At 66.8% G+C, this 20,612-nt stretch carries 19 protein-coding genes; 10 read left to right on the top strand and 9 right to left on the bottom strand.

The genetic code is table 11. From position 1 onward, the window contains the following. Positions 1-74: 74 nt before the first annotated feature. The 3 genes from AB0280_RS02830 to AB0280_RS02820 form a co-directional block, all read right to left on the bottom strand. Positions 75-305: a hypothetical protein gene (locus AB0280_RS02830; protein WP_159632003.1), complete on the bottom strand. Its 231-nt coding sequence runs from the start codon at positions 303-305 to the stop codon at positions 75-77. Between the two features lie 74 nt (positions 306-379). Beyond that, a complete protein-coding gene (locus AB0280_RS02825) occupies positions 380-1,351 on the bottom strand; it encodes a glycosyltransferase family 9 protein (RefSeq protein ID WP_224026083.1) in 972 nt (323 codons plus the stop codon). Then, a complete protein-coding gene (locus tag AB0280_RS02820; protein ID WP_275180110.1) occupies positions 1,348-2,490 on the bottom strand; it encodes a glycosyltransferase family 9 protein in 1,143 nt (380 codons plus the stop codon). The genes AB0280_RS02825 and AB0280_RS02820 overlap by 4 nt, the downstream gene beginning before the upstream one ends. Before the next feature lie 204 nt (positions 2,491-2,694). Between AB0280_RS02820 and AB0280_RS02815 the strand changes: the two genes are divergently transcribed. From AB0280_RS02815 to AB0280_RS02795, 5 genes are all read left to right on the top strand, one after another. Beyond that, the gene (locus AB0280_RS02815) at positions 2,695-2,997 is read left to right on the top strand and encodes a DUF4193 domain-containing protein (protein WP_018761323.1); all 303 of its coding nucleotides are present in this window, start codon (positions 2,695-2,697) and stop codon (positions 2,995-2,997) included. A gap of 202 nt (positions 2,998-3,199) precedes the next feature. Next, positions 3,200-3,940, top strand: coding sequence for a M50 family metallopeptidase (locus AB0280_RS02810; protein ID WP_224026081.1), 741 nt, complete (start codon positions 3,200-3,202; stop codon positions 3,938-3,940). A gap of 29 nt (positions 3,941-3,969) precedes the next feature. Further along, entirely contained in the window at positions 3,970-5,058 is a 1,089-nt protein-coding gene (locus tag AB0280_RS02805) for a glutathione S-transferase family protein (RefSeq protein WP_366366141.1), read from the top strand. Between the two features lie 43 nt (positions 5,059-5,101). Next, positions 5,102-6,211, top strand: coding sequence for a serine hydrolase domain-containing protein (locus AB0280_RS02800; RefSeq protein ID WP_366366140.1), 1,110 nt, complete (start codon positions 5,102-5,104; stop codon positions 6,209-6,211). Between the two features lie 93 nt (positions 6,212-6,304). Next, on the top strand, positions 6,305-7,405 hold the full coding sequence (locus AB0280_RS02795; RefSeq protein WP_159632008.1) for an FUSC family protein: 1,101 nt from the start codon (positions 6,305-6,307) through the stop codon (positions 7,403-7,405). Here the strand turns inward: AB0280_RS02795 and AB0280_RS02790 are convergent, their stop codons facing one another. From AB0280_RS02790 to AB0280_RS02780, 3 genes are read right to left on the bottom strand one after another with little or no spacing between them, the layout of a single operon-like run. Next, the gene (locus AB0280_RS02790; RefSeq protein WP_366366139.1) at positions 7,406-8,317 is read right to left on the bottom strand and encodes a MaoC family dehydratase; all 912 of its coding nucleotides are present in this window, start codon (positions 8,315-8,317) and stop codon (positions 7,406-7,408) included. Continuing rightward, positions 8,314-9,654 carry a 3-oxoacyl-ACP reductase gene (locus AB0280_RS02785; protein ID WP_366366138.1) on the bottom strand — a complete coding sequence of 447 codons (1,341 nt, stop codon included), beginning with the start codon at positions 9,652-9,654 and terminating at the stop codon, positions 8,314-8,316. Before AB0280_RS02785 ends, AB0280_RS02790 begins: the two co-directional genes overlap by 4 nt. Positions 9,655-9,663: 9 nt before the next feature. After that, entirely contained in the window at positions 9,664-11,016 is a 1,353-nt protein-coding gene (locus AB0280_RS02780; protein WP_275180106.1) for an acetyl-CoA C-acetyltransferase, read from the bottom strand. A gap of 61 nt (positions 11,017-11,077) precedes the next feature. Here AB0280_RS02780 and AB0280_RS02775 point away from each other — a divergent pair, with 61 nt between their 5' ends. Then, positions 11,078-11,806, top strand: a complete 729-nt coding sequence (locus AB0280_RS02775) for a TetR/AcrR family transcriptional regulator (RefSeq protein WP_224026075.1) — start codon at positions 11,078-11,080, stop codon at positions 11,804-11,806. 1 nt (position 11,807) lies between these two features. Further along, entirely contained in the window at positions 11,808-13,919 is a 2,112-nt protein-coding gene (locus AB0280_RS02770; RefSeq protein WP_366366137.1) for an acyl-CoA dehydrogenase, read from the top strand. Between the two features lie 91 nt (positions 13,920-14,010). On the opposite strand, the gene glgA is transcribed toward AB0280_RS02770, so the two are convergent. Next, positions 14,011-15,216, bottom strand: coding sequence for a glycogen synthase (gene glgA, locus AB0280_RS02765; RefSeq protein WP_366366136.1), 1,206 nt, complete (start codon positions 15,214-15,216; stop codon positions 14,011-14,013). Positions 15,217-15,318: 102 nt separating this feature from the next. Between glgA and glgC the strand changes: the two genes are divergently transcribed. The 3 genes from glgC (at position 15,319) to AB0280_RS02750 (ending at position 18,756) form a co-directional block, all read left to right on the top strand. Next, positions 15,319-16,728, top strand: coding sequence for a glucose-1-phosphate adenylyltransferase (gene glgC / locus AB0280_RS02760; RefSeq protein ID WP_159632014.1), 1,410 nt, complete (start codon positions 15,319-15,321; stop codon positions 16,726-16,728). Positions 16,729-16,817: 89 nt separating this feature from the next. Continuing rightward, positions 16,818-18,269, top strand: coding sequence for an SDR family NAD(P)-dependent oxidoreductase (locus AB0280_RS02755; protein ID WP_224026071.1), 1,452 nt, complete (start codon positions 16,818-16,820; stop codon positions 18,267-18,269). A gap of 19 nt (positions 18,270-18,288) precedes the next feature. Further along, a complete protein-coding gene (locus tag AB0280_RS02750) occupies positions 18,289-18,756 on the top strand; it encodes a pyridoxamine 5'-phosphate oxidase family protein (RefSeq protein WP_366366135.1) in 468 nt (155 codons plus the stop codon). A 46-nt stretch (positions 18,757-18,802) separates the two neighbouring features. On the opposite strand, the gene AB0280_RS02745 is transcribed toward AB0280_RS02750, so the two are convergent. Together AB0280_RS02745 and AB0280_RS02740 are read right to left on the bottom strand one after the other, a co-directional pair. After that, the gene (locus AB0280_RS02745) at positions 18,803-19,654 is read right to left on the bottom strand and encodes a transglutaminase family protein (RefSeq protein WP_159632016.1); all 852 of its coding nucleotides are present in this window, start codon (positions 19,652-19,654) and stop codon (positions 18,803-18,805) included. Continuing rightward, positions 19,651-20,577: an alpha-E domain-containing protein gene (locus AB0280_RS02740; protein WP_141160461.1), complete on the bottom strand. Its 927-nt coding sequence runs from the start codon at positions 20,575-20,577 to the stop codon at positions 19,651-19,653. Before AB0280_RS02740 ends, AB0280_RS02745 begins: the two co-directional genes overlap by 4 nt. Positions 20,578-20,612 lie beyond the last annotated feature (35 nt).

Here is a 20,612-nt window from a genome sequence, read left to right as displayed (position 1 = left end):
ACGGCCGGGCGGCCGCGCGCGGAGGTCCGGGCCCGCGCTCCACGCCGGCCCACCCGCGACAGTCACGTCGTCGGTCAGTGCGGGTGGAGCCTCCGGGACCGCGGGTGCCGGTTCCGTCCCTGGGCATGCGGCCCCGCCGCCACTGGACGGTACTCAATCCGCCGCTTTTCCGTCCGGATGTCGCGCCGTTCCTGCCGCCGCGCCTTCCTTTCGGGCCGGTCGATGGCGGACAGGATGGTCAGCGTCACGGTGACCCACAGGAACGCCGTCCCCAACACCAAAGCGATTTCCAGCTCAGTGCTCATGCATCAATTTTAGGCCCGCGGCGCAGGATCCAGCCCCTGCAGACCCACAGCATGGACGCGTAAACCCACAGGGTTCAGAGCAACCCCAGTCCTTTGACAGCAGCCATGACATCGGAGACCTGGACAGCCAGCAGGGCAGGGTCCGGCTGGGCCGCGAAGGTGTCCCCGCGCCGCAGTTCGGCCCGGGTCAGGACAACATGGGGTCCCGGCGGCGGTCCCCAGATCTCAGGCGGGGCCGGACCAAAGAGCACCACGGATGGGGTGCCGTACGCAGATGCCAGGTGTGCAGCCCCTGTGTCGGCCGAGACCACCAGGCGCGCGGCGGCAATCGTGGCAGCGAACTCCCCCAGGCCCAGCACCCCTGCCAGTACGGCCGTGCCGGGCAGTCCTGCAAGGCGGCACACTTCCCCGGCGCGCTCCCTTTCGGACGTACCTCCGGTGAAGACCACCTGGTGTCCGGCTTCGGTCAGTGCCGTCGCCACCGCGGCAAACCGCTCCGCCGGCCACAGCCTGCTGCCGTAGGCGGCTCCCACATGCAGGACTGTTGCGCCGGGGACGGGACTGGGGACGTGCGGTGTGTTCAACTGCACATCCAGCGGATCGGCTTCCACTCCATGCCATTCGAGGAGCCGGACCCAGCGCTCGCGCTCATGCAGCTCCGGCCGCCAGGGCGGCCCGTCCCGGTAGGCGCTTCGATGGCCCAGGGTCTGGCGGGCCCTCAACGCCTCGATCCTCCCCTGGCTCTCCGGGCCGCTGCCGTGCAGGTTGATGGCCACGTCCACCACGCCGGGATCCATCGCCAGCGGTTCGTCGAGGCCGTGCGTAGGCAGCAGCTCATAGCCACCCACCAGTCCCAGGGCCTCCGACAGCCACCCCTGCGCGGCGTAGCGGAGCCGGTGCCCGGGAAAAGCGCGTTGGATGCCCTTCAGCGCCGGTACGGCCACCAACAGGTCGCCCAGCTTCAAGGCACGCAGGACCAAAAGCTCCGGTTTGCCGTCTGAGGGTATCGGAGCACCGGCCTCCTCCGCCATAACCGCGCCGCTCATGCGTCCTGCTTCGCGAACGTGGTGGCGGTGAGGCTGCGGACGTCCTCATAGACTTCCGTGACGCCTATACCGGCCACCGCCGAGTCGTCGTGGACGCAGCGCGGTGCTGTCCAGCCCACCTGGGTGACGTCGATGCCGCAGGTGGGGCAGGCCGTGACCCATGAGGCGTGGACGCGGTGAAGGCTCCGCCCCAGCGCCCCCGCATTAATCACGTTGCCCGCCCAAAAGATGCCGACCGTCGGCACACCGAGGGCCTGCGCCAGATGCCTCGGTCCGCTGTCATTGGCCACCACAACGCCGGCTTCCGCCAGCAGCGCCACCAGGCCTGCCATCTCCAGTTCGCCTGCCGCGGAATGAACTGCCGCGGAGGCCGCCCGGGAGGCAACTTCCGCTGCCAGCTCCTGTTCACTGGAATCGCCGATAATGACCACCCGCGAACCATCAGCCGCGCAGGCAGCGGCAAGTTCCGCGAACTTGGCTGCGGGCCAACGACGGCGGGGGTCGGTGGCGCCGGGGTGGATCACCACGAGCGGCTGGTCGCCGTCGCCGCCGTCGACTTGGGAGGGTGCTGCCGGCGGGGAGGGTTCAAGCCGCGCCTCAAGGTCCACGGGGAACGCGCCGGCGAACCCGGCCACCTCCAAGGCCCTGAGGGGTTCGTGCTGGTAATAGAGGTACGGGACGGTGCGCTCAAGGCTTGCGGCGTCGGCCGTCCGGGTCCCCACCGTGTGGCGTGCCCCCAGCCGCAGCAGGAAGGGGTTCGAGTACCGTCCCCCGCCGTGGAGCTGGACGGCCACATCAAAGTGGCGCGCGCGCATATCAGCAAAGAAACGGTCCAGTTCGCCGGCGTCCTCTTCCCCGGGCCGTACGCCTTCCGCGAACGGCAGGACAACGACCTCGTCCACCGGGCTTTCCACCGCTCCGAGCAGCGCCTTGTGGATCGGCGTGCCCAACAAGGTGATCCTCGATGCAGGATAGGCCGCCTTCAACGCAGCCATTGCCGGAACCGCGAAGAGCAGGTCCCCCAGGCCGCCTCCGCGCAGGACAACGATCCTGGACACATCATCAAACTTTTCCAGCACGGGACCGACGCCCACACCAATTTGTTCGGCACCGCCAAACTCTGCAGTGAGTTGCTCCACAAACCGCCCCTTCCGTCACCGGGAGGGAACAGCCCGGCCGCCCCTCCACTGCCCATGCAGCCGCACAGCGGTTCTAAACCCGCGGCCGCTCCTTAGAACCTTTACCCAATCGGCAGTGGATCTACGCTCCCTGTTGGGGAATACCGGCTTGATGCTGTACGTTTCATACCCGACAGCCAATCAAAGAAAAGAGAAGCACCTAAAGTGGCAACCGATTACGATGAACTGCGTTCCGACGTCAAGGAATCGCAGGACAACTCACTCGAGCAGCTCCAGTCAGCGAATGCTCCCGACGCCCGCAGTGTTGTGCAGGAGTTGGACGAGGCTGACGGGCTGGACGGCGCCGGGGTCCCTGGCGGCGAATTCGTCGCTGAGGAGCTCGTAGTCCAGGTCATCCCCCAGGCTGAGGATGAATTCACCTGCTACTCCTGCTTCCTGGTCCGCCACCGGTCCCAGATTGCCCGGCAAAAAGACGGCCACAGCTACTGCACCGAGTGCGAAGGCTAGTCCAGAAGCTTTCCGAGGGGCAGGTTCGCCCGGTCCCGCCCGAAAGGCACGCCGCATCAGGCGTGCCTTTCGGCTTTAAACGCTGGCCCGGCCGCCGGCCCCCGTGCCCGTTAAGCCTTCACCCAGCTCAGCTGGGTAGCGTTGGGGACAGTACAGACGACGTCGACACCTACCATGCCTACCCGGCAGCCAGGAGGCAACGGTGGCCAGCCCCGCCAGCTTATGGGAGACGTTCGCCACGGCATTCACCCAGGCGAACGTTCCCACCGTCACGTGGGTGGAGATGCTGCTGTCGGTGGCGGCCGCCGTCGGGTTGTCCATCCCCCGGCGCAGTTGGCGCTACTTCGGCCTCCTCGCCACGGTGACGCACGAGCTTGGCCATGCTTTTGCTGCCCTGACCTCCGGGCAGCGGTTGTCCGGTATCCGCCTCCGGCTTGACCACTCCGGAACCACCACCACCTACAGCAGAAGCAGGCTGGCCGCCGCCTGGTCCTGCTTCTGGGGGTACCCCGTGCCCGCCCTGGCGGGCGCCGCCTTTGTTTGGTGCGGGCTGAACGGGTGGGGACCCGCCGCCATGGCCGTCAGTGCGCTGGTGCTGGCCGCTACGCTCCTGTTCCTCCGCAACCTTGCCGGATTCGTCATCACCGGCGCTGCCATCGGCGGAGCAGGCTCCCTCACCTTCCTTGCGCCGCCTCCCGCCGTGGGGCATGTGGCCGTCATTTTCGGCCTTGCGCTGCTCGTCGCCGCGGTGCGGGACCTGCTCAAACTCACCCATGTGCACCTCCGCCGCCGGGACCGTCTCAGCAGTTCGGACGCGTATCTCCTGTACCGTGCCACGTCTGTTCCGTCCGGAATCTGGATTGGCCTGTTCACGCTCCTGGTCGCCGGCGCATGGCTGGTGGCCTGGCAGCCCATTTCGGTAATCCTGCTGCAAGGCGCCTAGGGCGCAGGGGTGGCGCATAGGCTTGTGGCATGAGCCAGGAAACGGAAAGCACCACCGCAGCGACCGACCACACCAACGGGCACAGCACCCGCGGCGCCTATGTGACAGGCGGAGCCGAATTCACCCGGGACACCAACTACATAGAGGACCGCATCACCAGGGATGCTTCTCCCGGCAGCAACGGCGAGCCGGGGTGGCCAGTGGAAGCAGGGCGCTACCGCCTGATTGCCGCCAGGGCCTGCCCGTGGGCGAACCGGACGGTCATTGTCCGCAGGCTGCTGGGGCTCGAAGAAGCCATTTCGCTGGGCCAGCCCGGGCCAACCCACGACGCGCGTTCCTGGACCTTCGACCTGGATCCGGGCGGAGTGGATCCGGTCCTGGGCATAGAGCGCCTGCAGGAAGCCTACGTTAAGCGCTTCCCGGGGTACCCGAGGGGAATCACCGTGCCCGCCATCGTCGACGTGCACAGTGGTGAAGTGGTGACCAACAATTTCCCCCAAATCACCCTCGATTTCTCGACCGAGTGGACAGAGTTCCACCGGCCGGGTGCCCCGGAGCTCTACCCGGTGCATCTCCGCGAAGAAATCGACCAAGTGAACAAACGGGTGTTCACCGAGGTCAATAACGGCGTCTACCGCTGCGGCTTCGCCGGATCGCAGGAGGCTTACGATTCGGCGTACCAGCGGCTGTGGACCGCTTTGGACTGGCTTGAGGAGCGCCTCTCGCAGCAGCGGTACCTGGTGGGCGACACCATCACCGAAGCGGACGTGCGGCTGTTCACCACGCTGGCACGGTTTGATCCCGTGTACCACGGTCATTTCAAGTGCAACCGCCAGAAGCTGAGCGAGATGCCCAACCTGTGGGGATATGCACGGGACCTGTTCCAGACACCCGGCTTCGGAGACACCATCGACTTCGTGCAGATCAAGCGGCACTACTACGTCGTGCATGAGGACATCAACCCTACGGGGATCGTGCCGGCCGGCCCGGACCTGTCCGGATGGTTGACGGACCACGGGCGGGAGTCGCTGGGCGGGCGGCCGTTTGGCGGGGGCACGCCGCCGGGGCCGGTCCGGCCGGGCGAGGAAGTCGCTGCGGGACACGGCGCGGCCGCCTGAGCAAAACCCTGAAGGAAACCGCTTTCCTCCTACACTGGAAGGCATGCAGACTTCTCTGGGTTTCGTGGCGCCGGGGTACGAGGGCGTCCTGGCACTGTTTGAGTCCTTTCTCGCGGAGGACTCCCGCTACAGCGCGCAGCTGGCCGCCTACCGGAACGGGGTGCCGGTGGTACGCCTGACCGGGGGCCCGGACATGGCACCGGATACGTTGACCGGCGCCTACTCCTGTTCCAAGGGCGTCGCCGCACTGGTCATCGCCCTGCTGGTCCAGGACGGCGCCCTTGACCTGGACCAGACCGTGGCGCATTACTGGCCCGAGTTTGCCGCGCACGGAAAGGACAGGCTCCTGGTCAGGGAGGCGCTGTCGCACCAAGCGGGGCTGCTGGGTGTCGAGGGCGGCTTTGGCTTGGACGAGTTCACCACGTCCAGGGCTGCCGCCCGACTCGCGGATGCCGCTCCCTCCTGGGAGCCCGGCCGCCAGTTCGGCTACCACGCGCTCACCATCGGCATCCTCATGGAGGAACTGTGCCGGCGGACTACGGGTGAGTCCCTGCAGGACATCTATGACCACAGAATCCGAAAGCCGCGGGACGTGGATTTCTTCCTGGGGCTGCCGGAGGACCAGGACGCCAGATATCGGGATGTCCTCTATGAAGCAGACCCGGCGGAGGCGTGGGTCGACCCACTCAGCCTCGATGGCATGAACGGCAACGCCCCGGTCAGCACCATCATGGAACTGCCCAACATCCGCTCGGTGCGCGCCGCGGGCATGTCCGCGGCGGGCGGGGTAGGGTCCGCCGACGGGCTGGCGCGGTTGTATGCGGCAGCGACCACCGGCGTGGAGGGCAGTGAGCCGTTCCTCACAGCGGGGACCCTCGCGGCAATGACCCGGGAGCAGGTGTGGGGCCTGGACCGGTCCTCCGGCCTGGACAATGCCTTCGCTGTCGTCTTCATGAAGCCCCACCCTTCACGGAACTTCGGCAGCCACCGTGCCTTCGGCCACGAGGGGGCCAACGCGGCCCTTGGTTTTGCTGATCCGTCCTATGGCTTGGGATACGGTTACATCCCCCGTCGCGCGGAAGAGGGGCGCACTCCGGGCCGGTCCCACCGCCTGGCCGCCGCGGTACGGCGTTCAGCAGCCGGTTTGTCCTGACGCACCCCCGGCCCTACTGTTGTCCGGATGGGCAATACTCAGGCACGGCCGGATGCACGGTGGGCTCGGGGGACCCAACTTCTTAGACAATCAGTGGCGGGGCTTTCTGCTGCCTTCGCGGCGCAGCGGCTGCAACTGGCGGGGAAAGCGGCCATAGCCGCAGGGCTGGCGTTCGCCATTGCACCCCTTATGCCGGGCGCCGCCTCGCACTACGCGTACTACGCGCCGCTGGGCGCCCTGGTGGCGATGTATCACAATGTCGCCGGGTCCGTGAAGCAGGGGGCGCAGGCCCTGGCGGGGCTGGCGATGGGAATCGGCCTTGCCTTCGTCCTGGTGAGCATCGGTGCGCCCTCGCCCCTGACGGTCGCCGTGTTCATGGGGGTGGGAGTCCTGCTGGGCGGCTTGCCGGGCATCGGTTCAGGCAGTGACTGGATTCCGACGGCGGCCCTGCTGGTTCTGCTGGTCGGCGGCAGTAACGCCGAAGATTTCTCCTACGGATACCTCGTGCAGATGGCAGCCGGAGTGGCGGTGGGCATTGCGGTGAACTTCCTGATTTTCCCACCCCTGCACCTCAACGCAGCGGCGTCGAGCCTGGCCGACCTCAGGGTCGCCCTGGGCAAGCAGTTGCTGGATATGGGCGCCGCCCTCAAGGAAAAGTGGCCCCCAGAGCACGAAGACTGGTCGCGCAGGTCGGACGAACTGGCAGAGGCCGCAAGGTCCGTGCGCCACCTGGTCAAGGAAGCCGATGCCAGCCGCAGGGCCAACCCCCGCCGGAAGCTGCACCCGCGTGACATGGACCAGGACTTTCGCGACCTGCAGGACCTGGAGCGGGTCACGTTCCATATCCAGGACATGACGGATGTGCTGTCTGACGTGATCTGGGAAGACGACGTGCCGTATGCCATCCCGTTGCAGGACAACGAGCCCCTGGCCGACGCCATCACCGCAACCGGACAACTGGTGTCCACGGATACCGACGGCAACGAGCAGGGCCGGAGGGACCGCTATGACGCCGCCAAGGCGGCGGTGGAAGCCTGTATGGCTGCCACCGCCCGCAGGCCGGCAGACCAGGGAACGGTCCCTGCGTCAGAATCGGTCCTCCTCAGCCTCCACCGGATCCTCCGGGCGGTCCGTCCCCAGGACCAGGCCGGCCGCCCGCGTCCCGGAGACGAAGCCCAAGCTCCCCGGCCGTGATTACAGGGCCGAAACTGTCCCGCTGAAGTGGCGCCGCCCCGACCGCGGACTCCAGGCGACAAAGCTGGATCGCTTCCATGCTCCGGCCCCGCCCTGTTCCGTCGCGATCTCCAGGGCGACCCGGGAGGGCAGGAAGACCGGGGCCTCGAACTCCACGTCCCACCTGAACGAGTCGCCCCGGGCGGGGCCAGCGTCCGCGAGCGCCCGGGACGCCAGGTACATGCCGTGCGCTATCGACCGCCGCATGCCCAGGGCTTTGGCCGAGAGCACACTCAGGTGGATGGGGTTGAAGTCCCCCGAGACCGCTGCATACGCACGGCCGGTGTCCACGCCCAGGTGCCACAGGGCCGTTGGGTCAGGTGCCGTGAAATCCGCCTTGGGCGCGGTGGCGGTGGGCTTGTCGATCCCCGGCAGGAACACTCCCTTGGCCAGGTACGTGGAAACCCCGCACCAATGCACATCGCTGGAGCCGGCACGCCGCACTTCCGCCACGACGTCCACCTGTGTCCCAGCACGGTGGCCGCGGAGGTCTTCCACCCGGGCGGTTATGTCAAGGACATCGGTGAACACCAGCGGTGATCTTTGCTCAACACTGTTGCGCAGGTGGATCATCCCCAGCAGGGGCAGCGGGAAGTCGTCCCTGTTCATGACGCTCATGGCCAACGGGAACGCGATCGCGTGGATGAAGCCGGCAGGGAGGACGTCACTGGCCGTTTCGCCGATCAGGTGCTGATACGCGGTAAGGTTCTCGACCCCCACCGTGACGCCCCTGACTTCATGGCTCTCCGCCGGAAGGACTGATGAGTCGTGCGTGCCCAGGAGCCTGCGCCGTGCCGCCTGCGCGGCGGCATTGACGTAAAGCTTGGACAATGACGGCATTTCGGCCAGGACCACCGGTTGCTGGACCGTCATGCCCCCACCAGGTTCTGCCCGCACACCCGCAGCACCTCCCCGTTGATCCCACCGGCGGCTTCGCTGGCCAGGAACGCGATGGTCTCCGCGACATCGGACGGCAGGCCCCCCTGCTGCAGGGAGTTCAGCCGCCGTGCCACCTCGCGGACGGCAAAGGGGATGCGCGCCGTCATCTCGGTTTCGATGAATCCGGGAGCCACGGCATTGATGGTGCCTCCGTGGGACGCGAGCAGGGGAGCGGTGGCACGCACCATTCCCATCACTCCTGCCTTGGACGCCGCGTAATTGGTTTGTCCCCGGTTTCCGGCGATGCCGCTGGTGGAAGCAACCGAAACAATACGCGGTGCCGTCCGGAAGTGTGCGGAGGCCAGCAGTGCCTCATTGATGCGGAGCTGGGCGGCAATGTTGATGTTGATCACCGCGTTCCACCGTGCCTGGTCCATGTTGGCCAGGAGTTTGTCCCGCGTGACGCCGGCGTTATGCACCACGATGTCCAGCCGCCCGTGCCGCTGCACGGCATGGTCGATGATCCGCTGGCCCGCATCCGCGCCGGTGATGTCGAGCTGCAGCGCGGTGCCGCGCACCGCGTTTGCCACTGCGGCCAGCTGGTCCCCCGCCGCAGGAATGTCCACCAGGATCAAGGTGGCACCGTCGCGGTGCAGCGTCCTGGCGATCTGGGCACCGATGCCGCGGGCCGCGCCGGTGACAACTGCCACTTTGCCTGCCAGCGGCTGCTCCGGGTCTGTGGGAAGACTGCCGTCCTCCGTTGACACGGTGAGGAACTGTCCGTCAACGAACGCTGACCGGCCGGAGAGGAAGAACCTTAAGGCGCCCAGGGCACTGGGGCTGGTGGCGGTGGTACCGCCAGAAAGGACGACGCCGTTGCCTGTTGCACCTGCCCGCAGTTCCTTGGCCAGGGACCGCAGAAAGCCATCCACCCCCTGCCGCGCTGCCGCGGTTTCGGGCGAGGAGGCTTCCGACGCCGGGCGGGACAAGGTGATGACCCGGCCGCCGGCCCGCAGGTCCCGGAGGGACCCTGCCGCCGCCAGGACGGGCTTCTCCAGGTCTGCCGGATGAGCGAGCTCATCAAGGACCAGGATGATGGCACCCAGCTTTTCGGCCGGCACGGCGTGCCGCCGGACGTCGAGGTCCCAGGACAGCAGTTCTGCAGCGAGCTTGTCCGCCCCCGGAGTATCACCGAGGACGACGACGGGTCCGGTCACCAGTGGCTGCCCGGGCTGGTAACGGCGAAGGACCGCCGGTTGCGGGAGGCCGAGCTTCTTTGCCACGTTGCGGCCCAGGCCGCTGTTGACCAGTTGTGTGTACGTGTCCGCCATAGCCGCCTCCTACAGGGATTCCAGGATCGCGACGACGCCCTGGCCGCCGGCCGCGCATACGGACACCAGGCCCCGCGCCGGCCGCCCCGTGGAAGCAGCCTTGGCGTGGAGCATCTTGGCCAGGGTGCCTACGATGCGGCCACCGGTGGCAGCAAAGGGGTGGCCTGCTGCCAGCGAAGACCCGTTGACGTTGAGGCGGGAACGGTCGATGCTGCCCAACGCACCCTCAAGGCCGAGGCGGGTGCGTCCGAACTCGTCGTCCTCCCATGCTGCAAGGGTACTGAGGACGGTGGCGGCAAATGCTTCATGGATCTCGAAGTAATCGAAGTCGGCCAGCGTCAGGTTTTGCCGGGCGAGGAGCCTGGGCACGGCGAACACGGGAGCCATGAGAAGCCCGTCCTTGCCGTGGACAAAATCAACCGCGGCAGCTTCGGCGTCCACCACGGCTGCCAGCTTGGGCAGGTCGCGGGCATCAGCCCATTCGTCGGAGGCCAGCAGCACCGTGGAAGCACCGTCGGTCAGAGGAGTGGAGTTCCCCGCTGTCATGGTGGCGTCTGCGCCAAGGTTGCGGCCGAAGACCGGCTTCAGCGAGGCGAGTTTCTCCAGTGAAGTGTCGGCCCGCAGGTTCCCGTCGCGCGTCAGTCCCCGGTAGGGGGTCATCAGGTCGTCGAAGAACCCGGAGTCGTAGGCGGCAGCAAGGTTGTGGTGGCTGTTCAATGCCAGCTCGTCCTGCGCTTCCCGGGAGATCTTCCACTGTGCAGTGGTCAGGGCCTGGTGCTCGCCCATGGACAGGCCGGTCCGCGGCTCCCCTGTGCCCGGGGCCAAAGGGGCCAGGTCCTTGGGTCGGAGCCGGCTGAGGATCTGGAGCCGCTGGGGAAGGGTTTTGGCCCGGTGAAGGTCCAGGACGACCTCGCGGAGCCCCTCGCTGACCACCACGGGCGCATCGGACGCGGAGTCGACGCCGCCGGCAATGGCGGAATCAATCTGTCCAAGCTTGATCTTGTTGGCCAGGCCAACCACGGTTTCAAGGCCTGTGGCGCACGCCTGCTGGAGGTCGTACACGGGAGTTTCGGCAGAGAGCGCCGATCCCAAAACGGCTTCGCGGGTGAGGTTGAAGTCACGCGAGTGCTTGAGTACCGCGCCCGCCGCCACCTGGCCAATGCGTTCGTCCTGGAGGCCGAAGCGGGCGATCAGGCCATCGAGGGCCGCCGTCAGCATGTCCTGGTTGGAGGATTTGGCGTACGCTCCCCCGGCCCGGGCGAACGGGATCCTGTTGCCGCCGACGATCACCGCCCTGCGGGTTGAAGGCACGGCAGGCGTGGCTGATCCGCCTGCGGGGATGGACTGTCCTTCTGTGGACATGGAGGGCTCCTCTGGTCACAAGTGGTTACCGATACCCAGCGTACCTGATACGCTGGGTATCGTGAACCTTCAGGACACGCACTCCCCCCTGACCATCGAACTGCCCACGCCGGCGAGCTCCGACGGGCGTTCATCCCGCTGGCAGAGCCACCGGGAGGAACGGCGCAGGGAACTTATCAAGCAGGCCCGCCGCGCGGTGCACGTCCTGGGCAGCGACGCTTCCATGGAGGACATCGCCACAGCGGCCGGAACGTCGAAGTCGGTCTTCTACCGTTACTTCGGGGACAAGGCAGGGCTGCAGCAGGCGGTGGGTGAGGTGGTGCTCAGCCAGATGCAGCACCGCATCCAGGAGGCCGCCCAAAGCGCCCTCACGCCCCGGGAGGGCCTGCTCGCCATGGTTTCGGCCTACCTCCAGATGGCCGATACCAGCCCCAACGTCTACACCTTTGTCACCAGCTACGCGCCAGGTGATACCGCCGCCCCCGCGCACCCTGCTGCGCCCGGCGGACCGCTAGGCCCCTTTTTCGACGCCATCGCGGACATGATCGCCACCCCCATGCGGTCACACCTCGGCGATGTCAGGGAAACCGTCATCGGCTATTGGCCAAAGGCGGCAATCGGCCTGGTCCGGAATGCCGGCGAACAATGGCTAAGCACCCCGGACTCCCCTGCCAAACCAGACCAGGAGACCATGGCCCGCCAGATCACCGCATGGCTGTGCGTGGGCATCGTCCCCGAACTCACCCCCGCTTCACCGACCACCAAGTTATCCGCCAAAGAAGGACTGTGACATGACTGACGTAGTGGACCGCCCCGCGCGCAAGGGTCTCCGCCCCGCCGCAACCCCTGCAGCCAAGCCCCTGGACGAAAGCCCCGAGCCCGCCGTCGACGTCGAGGCATTGGGCCGGCAACTCCTGGGCAAGTGGGCCGATGTCCGGCTGCAGGCACGGGATCTGGCCGCCAGGCCCGAACTGCACAAGATCGAAGGCCTGACGCACACCGAACACCGTGCCCGCGTCTTCGGCCAACTCAAGTACCTCGTGGACAATGAAGCCGTGCACCGCGCCTTCCCGTCGGAGCTCGGCGGCTCCGACGACCACGGCGGCAACGTCGCCGGCTTCGAGGAGCTGGTGGTGGCAGACCCGTCCCTGCAGATCAAGGCGGGGGTCCAGTGGGGACTTTTCGGATCCGCCGTGATGCACCTGGGGACCGCAGAACACCACACCAAGTGGTTGCCCGGAATCATGAGCCTGGAAATCCCCGGCTGCTTCGCCATGACCGAGACCGGCCACGGCTCCGATGTGGCAAGCATTGCCACCACTGCAACCTACGAGCCCGCCTCCGAAGAGTTCATCATCCACACCCCGTTCCGCGCCGCCTGGAAGGACTACATCGGCAACGCGGCCAATGACGGACTCGGCGCCGTTGTCTTCGCCCAGCTGGTCACCCGCGGTGTCAACCACGGCGTCCACGCCTTCTACGTGGACCTGCGGGATCCGGAGACCAAGGAGTTCCTGCCCGGCATCGGCGGGGAGGACGACGGCGTCAAGGGCGGCCTGAACGGCATCGACAACGGCCGGCTGCACTTCGACAACGTCCGCGTCCCCCGGACCAACCTCCTGAACCGGTACGGCAACGTCGACGCAGACGGAACCTACACATCGCCCATCGCCAGCCCCGGCCGGCGCTTTTTCACGATGCTGGGCACCCTGGTCCAGGGCCGCGTGTCACTGGACGGCGCAGCCGTGGCCGCCTCCAAGGTGGCACTGAAAGCCGCCATCCAGTACGCCACCGAACGCCGCCAGTTCAACGCGTCCTCGCACACCGAGGAAGAAGTCCTGCTCGACTACCAGCGGCACCAGCGGCGCCTGTTCACCCGCCTGGCCGCCACCTACGCGGCCAGCTTTGCGCACGAGCAGCTGCTGCAGAAGTTCGACGACGTCTTCTCCGGCGCCCACGACACCGACGCAGACCGCCAGGACCTGGAAACCCTGGCCGCAGCGCTGAAGCCCCTCAGTACCTGGCACGCCCTGGACACCCTGCAGGAATGCCGTGAAGCCTGCGGCGGTGCCGGCTTCCTGATCGAAAACCGGTTCGCCTCGTTGCGCGCCGACCTCGACGTTTACGTCACCTTCGAGGGAGACAACACCGTGCTGCTCCAGTTGGTGGCCAAGCGCCTGCTGGCCGACTACGCCAAGGAGTTCCGTAACGTGGACTTCGGCGTGCTGGCCCGTTATGTGGTGAACCAGGCCGCGGGCGCCGCTGTGCACCGCACCGGCCTGCGCCAGGTGGCCCAGTTCATGGCTGACACGGGGTCGGTCCAGAAGGCCGCAATCGCCCTCCGCGACGAGGAAGGCCAGCGCGCCCTGCTCACGGACCGGGTCCAGACCATGGTGGCTGAGGCCGGTGCTGCTTTGAAGGGCAGCAAGCGCCTGTCGCAGGACAAAGGCGCGGCCCTGTTCAACCGACACCAGAATGAACTCATCGACGCCGCCCAGGCGCACGCTGAACTGCTGCAGTGGGAGGCGTTCACGGACGCCCTCCGCGAGGTGGAAGATGCGGAAACCAGGACAGTCCTTACCTGGCTGCGTGACCTCTTCGGCCTGTCCCTGATTGAGAAGAACCTGTCCTGGTACCTCATGAACGGCCGCCTCTCCATGCAGCGGGCCCGCACAGTGGGCGGCTACATCAACAGGTTGCTGGAGAAAATCCGCCCGCACGCCCTGGACCTCGTGGAGGCCTTCGGGTACGGCGACGAGCACGTCCGGGCGGCCATCGCCACGGGCGCCGAAAAGAGCCGCCAGGACGAGGCGCGTGCGCACTTCCGCGCTGAGCGCGCCAGCGGGCAGGAACCGGTTGACGAGAAGGTCCTGATTGCCAGGGCCGCGGGCCGGAAGGCCTGACCCCGGCGGACACCACTAACCGGGCAAACAACGACGGCGCCGCTCCCTGCCAAAGGGAGCGGCGCCATCGTGGCTTCTACTGCCGGGACGCTCAGGCTCCGGCAGGCAGCACCGAGCGGTACACCTCAAGGGTGGTTTCCGTGATTGATTCCCACGAGAAGTGCTTTTCGGCGCGCTCGCGGCCTGCCTTCCCCATGGCCCGGGCACGTGCGGGATCGGACACCACTTCGGTGAGGGCGGCTGCGAACTCCGCGACAAACTTCTCCGGGTCCAGGGGCGTCCCGGTGCCATCGGTGACCTGTTCCAGATCCACCAGCAGGCCAGTTTCACCGTGCTGGACCACCTCGGGGATGCCGCCGGTGGCACTGGCCACCACCGCGGCGCCGCAGGCCATGGCTTCCAGGTTGACGATGCCAAGCGGCTCATAGATGGACGGGCAGGCGAAGGCCGTGGCGTGGCTGAGGACCTGGATCAGCTCGTGGCGCGGCAGCATCCGTTCAATCAGCACCACGCCCGTGCGCTGCTTCTGCAGTTCCTCAATGAGCGCGGCGGTTTCGGCCGCCAGTTCCGGGGTGTCCGCAGCGCCCAGGCACAGGACCAGCTGGACGTCAGCCGGAAGTTTCGCTGCCGCCCGGAGGAGGTAGGGAACGCCCTTTTGGCGTGTGTTTCTTCCCACAAAGACGACGCTCGGTTTGGCGGGGTCGATGCCCAGGGCGCGGACGGCGTCGTCGTTTTCATCACGCTGCCACAGTTCCACGTCGATGCCGTTGTGGACCACGCGGACCTTGTCCGGGTCAACGTTGGGGTAGCTGCGCAGGATGTCCTGGCGCATGCCCTCGGACACGGCGATGATCGCCGCCGCGGCCTCGTAGGCCGTCTTCTCCACCCAGGAGGAGAGGGCGTAGCCGCCGCCCAGCTGCTCGGCCTTCCAGGGCCGCAGCGGCTCGAGGCTGTGGGCACTGAGAACGTGCGGAATTCCGTGCAGCAGGGAGGCCAGGTGGCCGGCCATGTTGGCGTACCAGGTATGCGAATGGACCAGGTCGGCGCCCTGTACATCCGGCACAATGCGCAGGTCCACACCCAGGGTCTGCACCGCGGCGTTGGCCCCGCCCAGATCCTCGGGAATCTGGTAGGAGGTCACGGTTGCTCCGTGGTAGTCAGCATCGCGGGGAGCACCGAAAGCACGAACCTGCAGGTCAACGTGCTTACTAAGCACCCTGCTCAATTCGGCTACATGCACCCCGGCGCCACCGTAGATCTCCGGCGGGAACTCTTTAGTCACAATGTCTATTCGCACAAGACCCAAGGTAGTCGTTCACGGATAACTGTTCTAGTGTGAAGGAGTCCGGGCCTACCGGACTGTCTTGGGGAGTTACGAAGGCGTACAGGAGCGACCATTATGCCGTTGACCAAAAAAGTCCTGGCCATTGTCCTCGCAGGTGGCGAGGGAAACAGACTGATGCCACTGACGGCAGACCGGGCCAAGCCCGCCGTGCCCTTCGCCGGCAGTTACCGCCTGATCGATTTTGCGATTTCCAACCTGGTGAATTCGCGTTACCTGCAGATTGTGGTCCTCACCCAATACAAATCCCATAGCCTCGACCGGCATATTTCCGAAGCATGGCGGATGTCCACCCAGCTCGGCAACTACGTCGCCTCCGTCCCCGCACAGCAGCGCGTCGGCAAGAGCTGGTTCCTGGGCAGCGCCAACGCCATCTACCAGTCCCTGAACCTGATCCATGACGCCAACCCCGACATCGTCGTCGTGGTGGGCGCGGACCACGTGTACCGCATGGACTTCGCCCAGATGGTGGACCAGCACGTCCGCAGCGGCGCCAAGGCCACCGTGGCGGCCGTCCGGCAGCCGCTGCACATGGCCGACCAGTTCGGCGTGATCGAAGTGGACCAGAACGACTCCCAGAAGATCGCCGCGTTCGTGGAGAAGCCCTCCAGCACGCCCGGGCTCGCTGCCGACCCCTCCCAGTTCCTGGCTTCCATGGGCAACTACGTGTTCGACGCCGACGCCCTGGTGGCCGCGCTGCACGTGGACGCCGAACGCCTGGACACCAAGCACGACATGGGCGGGGACATCATCCCCTACTTCGTCAACAGGGGCGAGGCCGGCGTCTACGACTTCACGCTCAACGACATCCCGGGCTCCACCGAGCGGGACCGCACCTACTGGCGCGACGTGGGCACCATCGACTCCTTCTATGACGCCCACATGGACCTCATCTCCCCGCTGCCGGTCTTCAACCTCTACAACTCCGAGTGGCCCATCTACACCCGGCAGAGCATTTCCCCGCCGGCCAAGTTCGTCCGCGGCAAGAACAACACCGTCGGCACGGCGCTGGACTCCATCGTGGCCAACGGCGTGGTGATCTCCGGCGGCGTGGTGGAGGGCTCGGTCCTGTCCAACGACGTCTACGTCGCCACCAGCGGCCGGGTCATCGATTCTGTCCTGATGGACAAGGTGCAGGTGGGTGAAGGGGCAGTCATCAACCGCGCCATCCTGGACAAGAACGTCAAGGTCCCTGCCGGTGCGGCCATCGGCCTGGACCCTGACCTGGACAGGGCGCGCGGGTTCAAGGTCACCGAGTCCGGAATCACCGTCCTGGCCAAGGGCCAGGAAGTCCCGGAACCGGGCGAGGAGGAACGCAAGCTCGCCGCCAGCCACCTGAGCGTCCTGCCGAACGCCATCAAGGCTGCTGCGGAGCAGTACGCCGGCGTCCGCGAGGCTGCGGACAAGGTGGCCGGAACGCATGCCGCCGCCGCGGCTGAGGCCGCACCGGCCGCCCGGCTGCGGTGATCCGCAGGTAGATATTCCCCACGCCACCCGCAGGCCGGGGCGCCACCCGTGGTGCCCCGGCCTGCGGCGTACGCTGTAAAATTTTCCCAATGAGCTCCCCCGATCTGACCCCTGAGGACATCCAGGCCTGCCTCAAGGTCCTGAACACCATCCATGCCTACGACGAGGAGCACCCGGACTATGTCGCGGTGCGCCGCGCCACGGGGAAGATGTTCAAGGCCGTCAAGCGTCACCGCAGGGTCACGAAGCGTGATTCCATCGCCGAGGCTGACCGCGCAGTGATTGCCCAGACCGCCACCGCCGCCCCGGACCGGATCGATGACGAGACCCGCGGCAACAAGCTGGCACCATCCGCCACCGGAAAGATCGCCGGACACCTCCTCCGGTCCCGCCCCTGCTACATCTGCAAGCAGCACTACACCCAGGTGGATGCCTTTTATCACCAGCTGTGCCCGGAATGCGCGGCCTTCAGCCACAGCAAGCGTGACGCCCGGACCGACCTCACCGGCCGCCGGGCCCTGCTGACCGGAGGGCGGGCCAAGATCGGGATGTACATTGCGCTCCGGCTGCTGCGCGACGGGGCCCACACCACTATCACCACCCGGTTCCCCAAGGACGCTGCCCGGCGCTTCGCGGCGATGGAAGACAGCGGGGACTGGCTGCACCGGCTCCGCATCGTGGGGATCGACCTGCGTGATCCCGCCCAGGTCATGGCCCTGACCGACTCACTCGACCAGGCCGGCCCGCTGGACATCATCATCAACAACGCGGCCCAGACCGTGCGCCGGTCCGGCAACGCCTACAAGCCGCTGGTGGACGCAGAGGACGAGCCGCTTCCGGCGGCCCTGGAGCAGGCCAACGGTGGCCCTGAGCTCCTGACGTTCGGCCACGCCCATGACAAGCACCCCTTGGCCCTTGCCGGCAGCGTCACCGAACACCCGGTCCTGGCCGGCGACGCGATCACCTCTCTGGCGCTGTCCACCGGGTCTGCGTCGCTGGAGCGCATCGCCTCCGGAACCGCGATTGACGCGGGTGGCCTGGTCCCGGACCTTGCCACGATCAACAGCTGGACGCAGGTGCTGGACGAAGTGGATCCCCTGGAGATGCTCGAGGTGCAGCTCTGCAACGTCACCGCCCCCTTCCTGCTGGTCAGCCGGCTCCGGGGCGCCATGAAGCGGTCCACGGCGCGGCGCAAGTACATCGTGAACGTCTCCGCCATGGAGGGACAGTTCTCCCGCGCCTACAAGGGCCCCGGCCACCCGCACACCAACATGGCCAAGGCGGCGCTGAACATGATGACCCGCACCAGCGCGCAGGAGATGCTGGACGCGGACGGCATCCTGATGACGGCGGTGGATACCGGCTGGATCACGGACGAGCGCCCGCACTTCACCAAGGTCCGGCTCATGGAGGAAGGCTTCCACGCGCCCCTCGACCTGGTGGACGGTGCGGCGCGGGTCTACGATCCGATCGTCATGGGTGAAAAGGGCGAGGACCAGTACGGCGTCTTCCTGAAGGATTACAAGCCCAGCCCCTGGTGATGCGGGGTATGCTCACGGCATGAGCAACGAGTCATCCACCCAAGTGCAGAATCTCGAACACCACGAATGCTGGGCGTTGCTGCGGACGGTGTCCGTGGGCAGGCTGGCGGTCCTTGCAGAGGGCCGGCCTGACATCTTCCCGGTGAACTTCACCGTGGACGGCGGCACGCTGGTCTTCCGCACCAGCCAGGGCACCAAGCTGTCGGCGGCCTCCGGCGACGCCCCCGTGGCGGTGGAGGCGGACGGCGTGGACCCTGATACGGGCCTGGCGTGGAGCGTGGTCATCAAGGGCACCGCCGCCCTGGTCAAGAGCACTGAGGAAGTGCTGGAGACTTCCCGGCTGTACCTCTTCCCCTGGCAGGCGGGACGGAAGGATGCGTTCGTGCGCATCACCCCGGACAGCGTCACGGGCCGCCGCTTCAAGGTCACCGATCCGATGACGTGGTGGACGCAGATCAGCGGCTCCGCCAAAGCGTCCCAGGAATAGGCCGACGGCGGGTTCCCCGGCCACGGAGGCCGGGGAACCTGGCGCGTCAGGCGAGCTGGGTGATCTCCACGCTGACTTTCAGGGCGGAGCCGCCGCCGCCGGACAGGATGCCCTTCAGCGGGGGCACATCCCGGTAGTCGCGGCCCCTGGCCACCGTGACATGGAAGTCACCGGCGGGTTTGTGGTTGGTGGGGTCCCAGCTGCGCCAGTCCCCGTCCCACCATTCAAGCCACGCGTGCGACTGCCCGGCCACGGTCTCGCCGATTCCGGCGCTGGAGCGCGGGTGCAGGTAGCCGGAGACATAGCGCGCCGGAATGCCGCAGCTGCGCAGTGCACCGATGGCCAGGTGCGCCAGGTCCTGGCACACCCCCTTGCGCTGGCCCCAGGCTTCCTCCGCGTTGGTGGTGACGGCAGTGGACCCGGACATGTAGGTCATCTCCCCGCGCATCCAGGCGAAGACCGCCATGGCAGCCTCGTGCGGATTTTTCCCTGCCACGACGCCGGGGATGATGCCCAGGACCTCGTCGCCCGGACCGCTCAGCCGGGACTGCGGCAGCCAGTCGCTGAACGCATCAAGCGTCTCCGGCGATGCCAGTTCATCCCAGCCCACGATGTCTGCCTCCGCGGGGATCTTCTCCGCCCGGTGCACCTCGACGGTGATGTTGGAGACCACCTCAAGGTTTTCGTGCGGCATCTGCATGTCAAAGGCCGTGACCCTGGTCCCCCAGTAGTCGCGGTAGGTGCTCACTGCCGCCTGCGACGGGGAGACCTTCACCACGGACTCCAGGACCACCTGCTGTGAATCCGTCAGCGGGGTCATCCGTGCCTCGTTGTAGGACAGCGTTACCCGCTTGTTGTACTTGTAGGCCGTCCTGTGGACGATGCTCAACCGGGTCATGACACTTCTCCCACCCAGGCAAGTTCGTCCGCCTGATTGAAGTACTTACGGGAAATGGCGTCCGAGGCCTGGGACACCGCCTTCTGCACCCGCTCCATGTGCTCCGGCAGTTCGGACATGAGGTCGTCCGTGCGATGGAACTCGAGGAAGGTCCGGGCCTGGCCCACGATCCGGCGGGCATCGTTGATGAAACCCACGCGCTGGGCGGACGGGTCGAGTTTAGCCAGGCATTCGTCCGCGTCCCGCAGGGCATAGACGATGGACCGCGGGAACAGCCGGTCCAGGAGCAGGAATTCTGCAGCGTGCTGGTCTCCGAACGCAGCGCGGCGGGTGCGGAGGAAGGATTCGTACGCGCCGGCGCACCGGAGCATGTTCACCCAGGACATGCCTGCGGACAGGACGTCCCTGGTGGAGAGCATCCGGGCCGTCATGTCGGCACGTTCCAGCGAACGGCCCAGGACCAGGAAGAGCCAGCTCTCGTCGTGGCTCACGGTGGTGTCGGCAAGGCCGCTGACCATGGCGGTGCGCTCCAGGGTCCAGTTGCAGAACCGGTAGGTGCCCACCACGTCCTTGCGGTGCTGGCTCAGCCCGTAGTAGGTGGTGTTCAGGCTTTCCCACAGCCCGGAGGACACAGTCTCGCGGGCACGGCGGGCGTTCTCGCGGGCGGCACCCAGGGAACCGGCAATGGACGTGGCGCTGGTCTTGTCATAGGCCAGGGCGTGAAGCAGTTCCGGCAGCCCGAAATCCTCGCTTTGCGGCTTGGCGCCCATGACGGCCAGGAGTTCCTGCGCCACGCTCTTCCGCTCCTCCATGGGGAGGTGGTTGAGGCGTTCCAGGTGGACATCCAGAATGCGGGCGGTACCGTCCGCCCGCTCCACATAGCGGCCGATCCAAAAAAGGGACTCGGCAATACGGCTAAGCATTCGCGGCTACCTCCTGCGCGCCCGGAACGTTGTCA

This window comes from Pseudarthrobacter sp. 902506025 (assembly GCF_040702325.1).
Lineage (GTDB): Bacteria > Actinomycetota > Actinomycetes > Actinomycetales > Micrococcaceae > Arthrobacter.
Note: the sequence above shows the minus strand (reverse complement) of the source record. Positions and strands in the feature narration are given on the sequence as shown.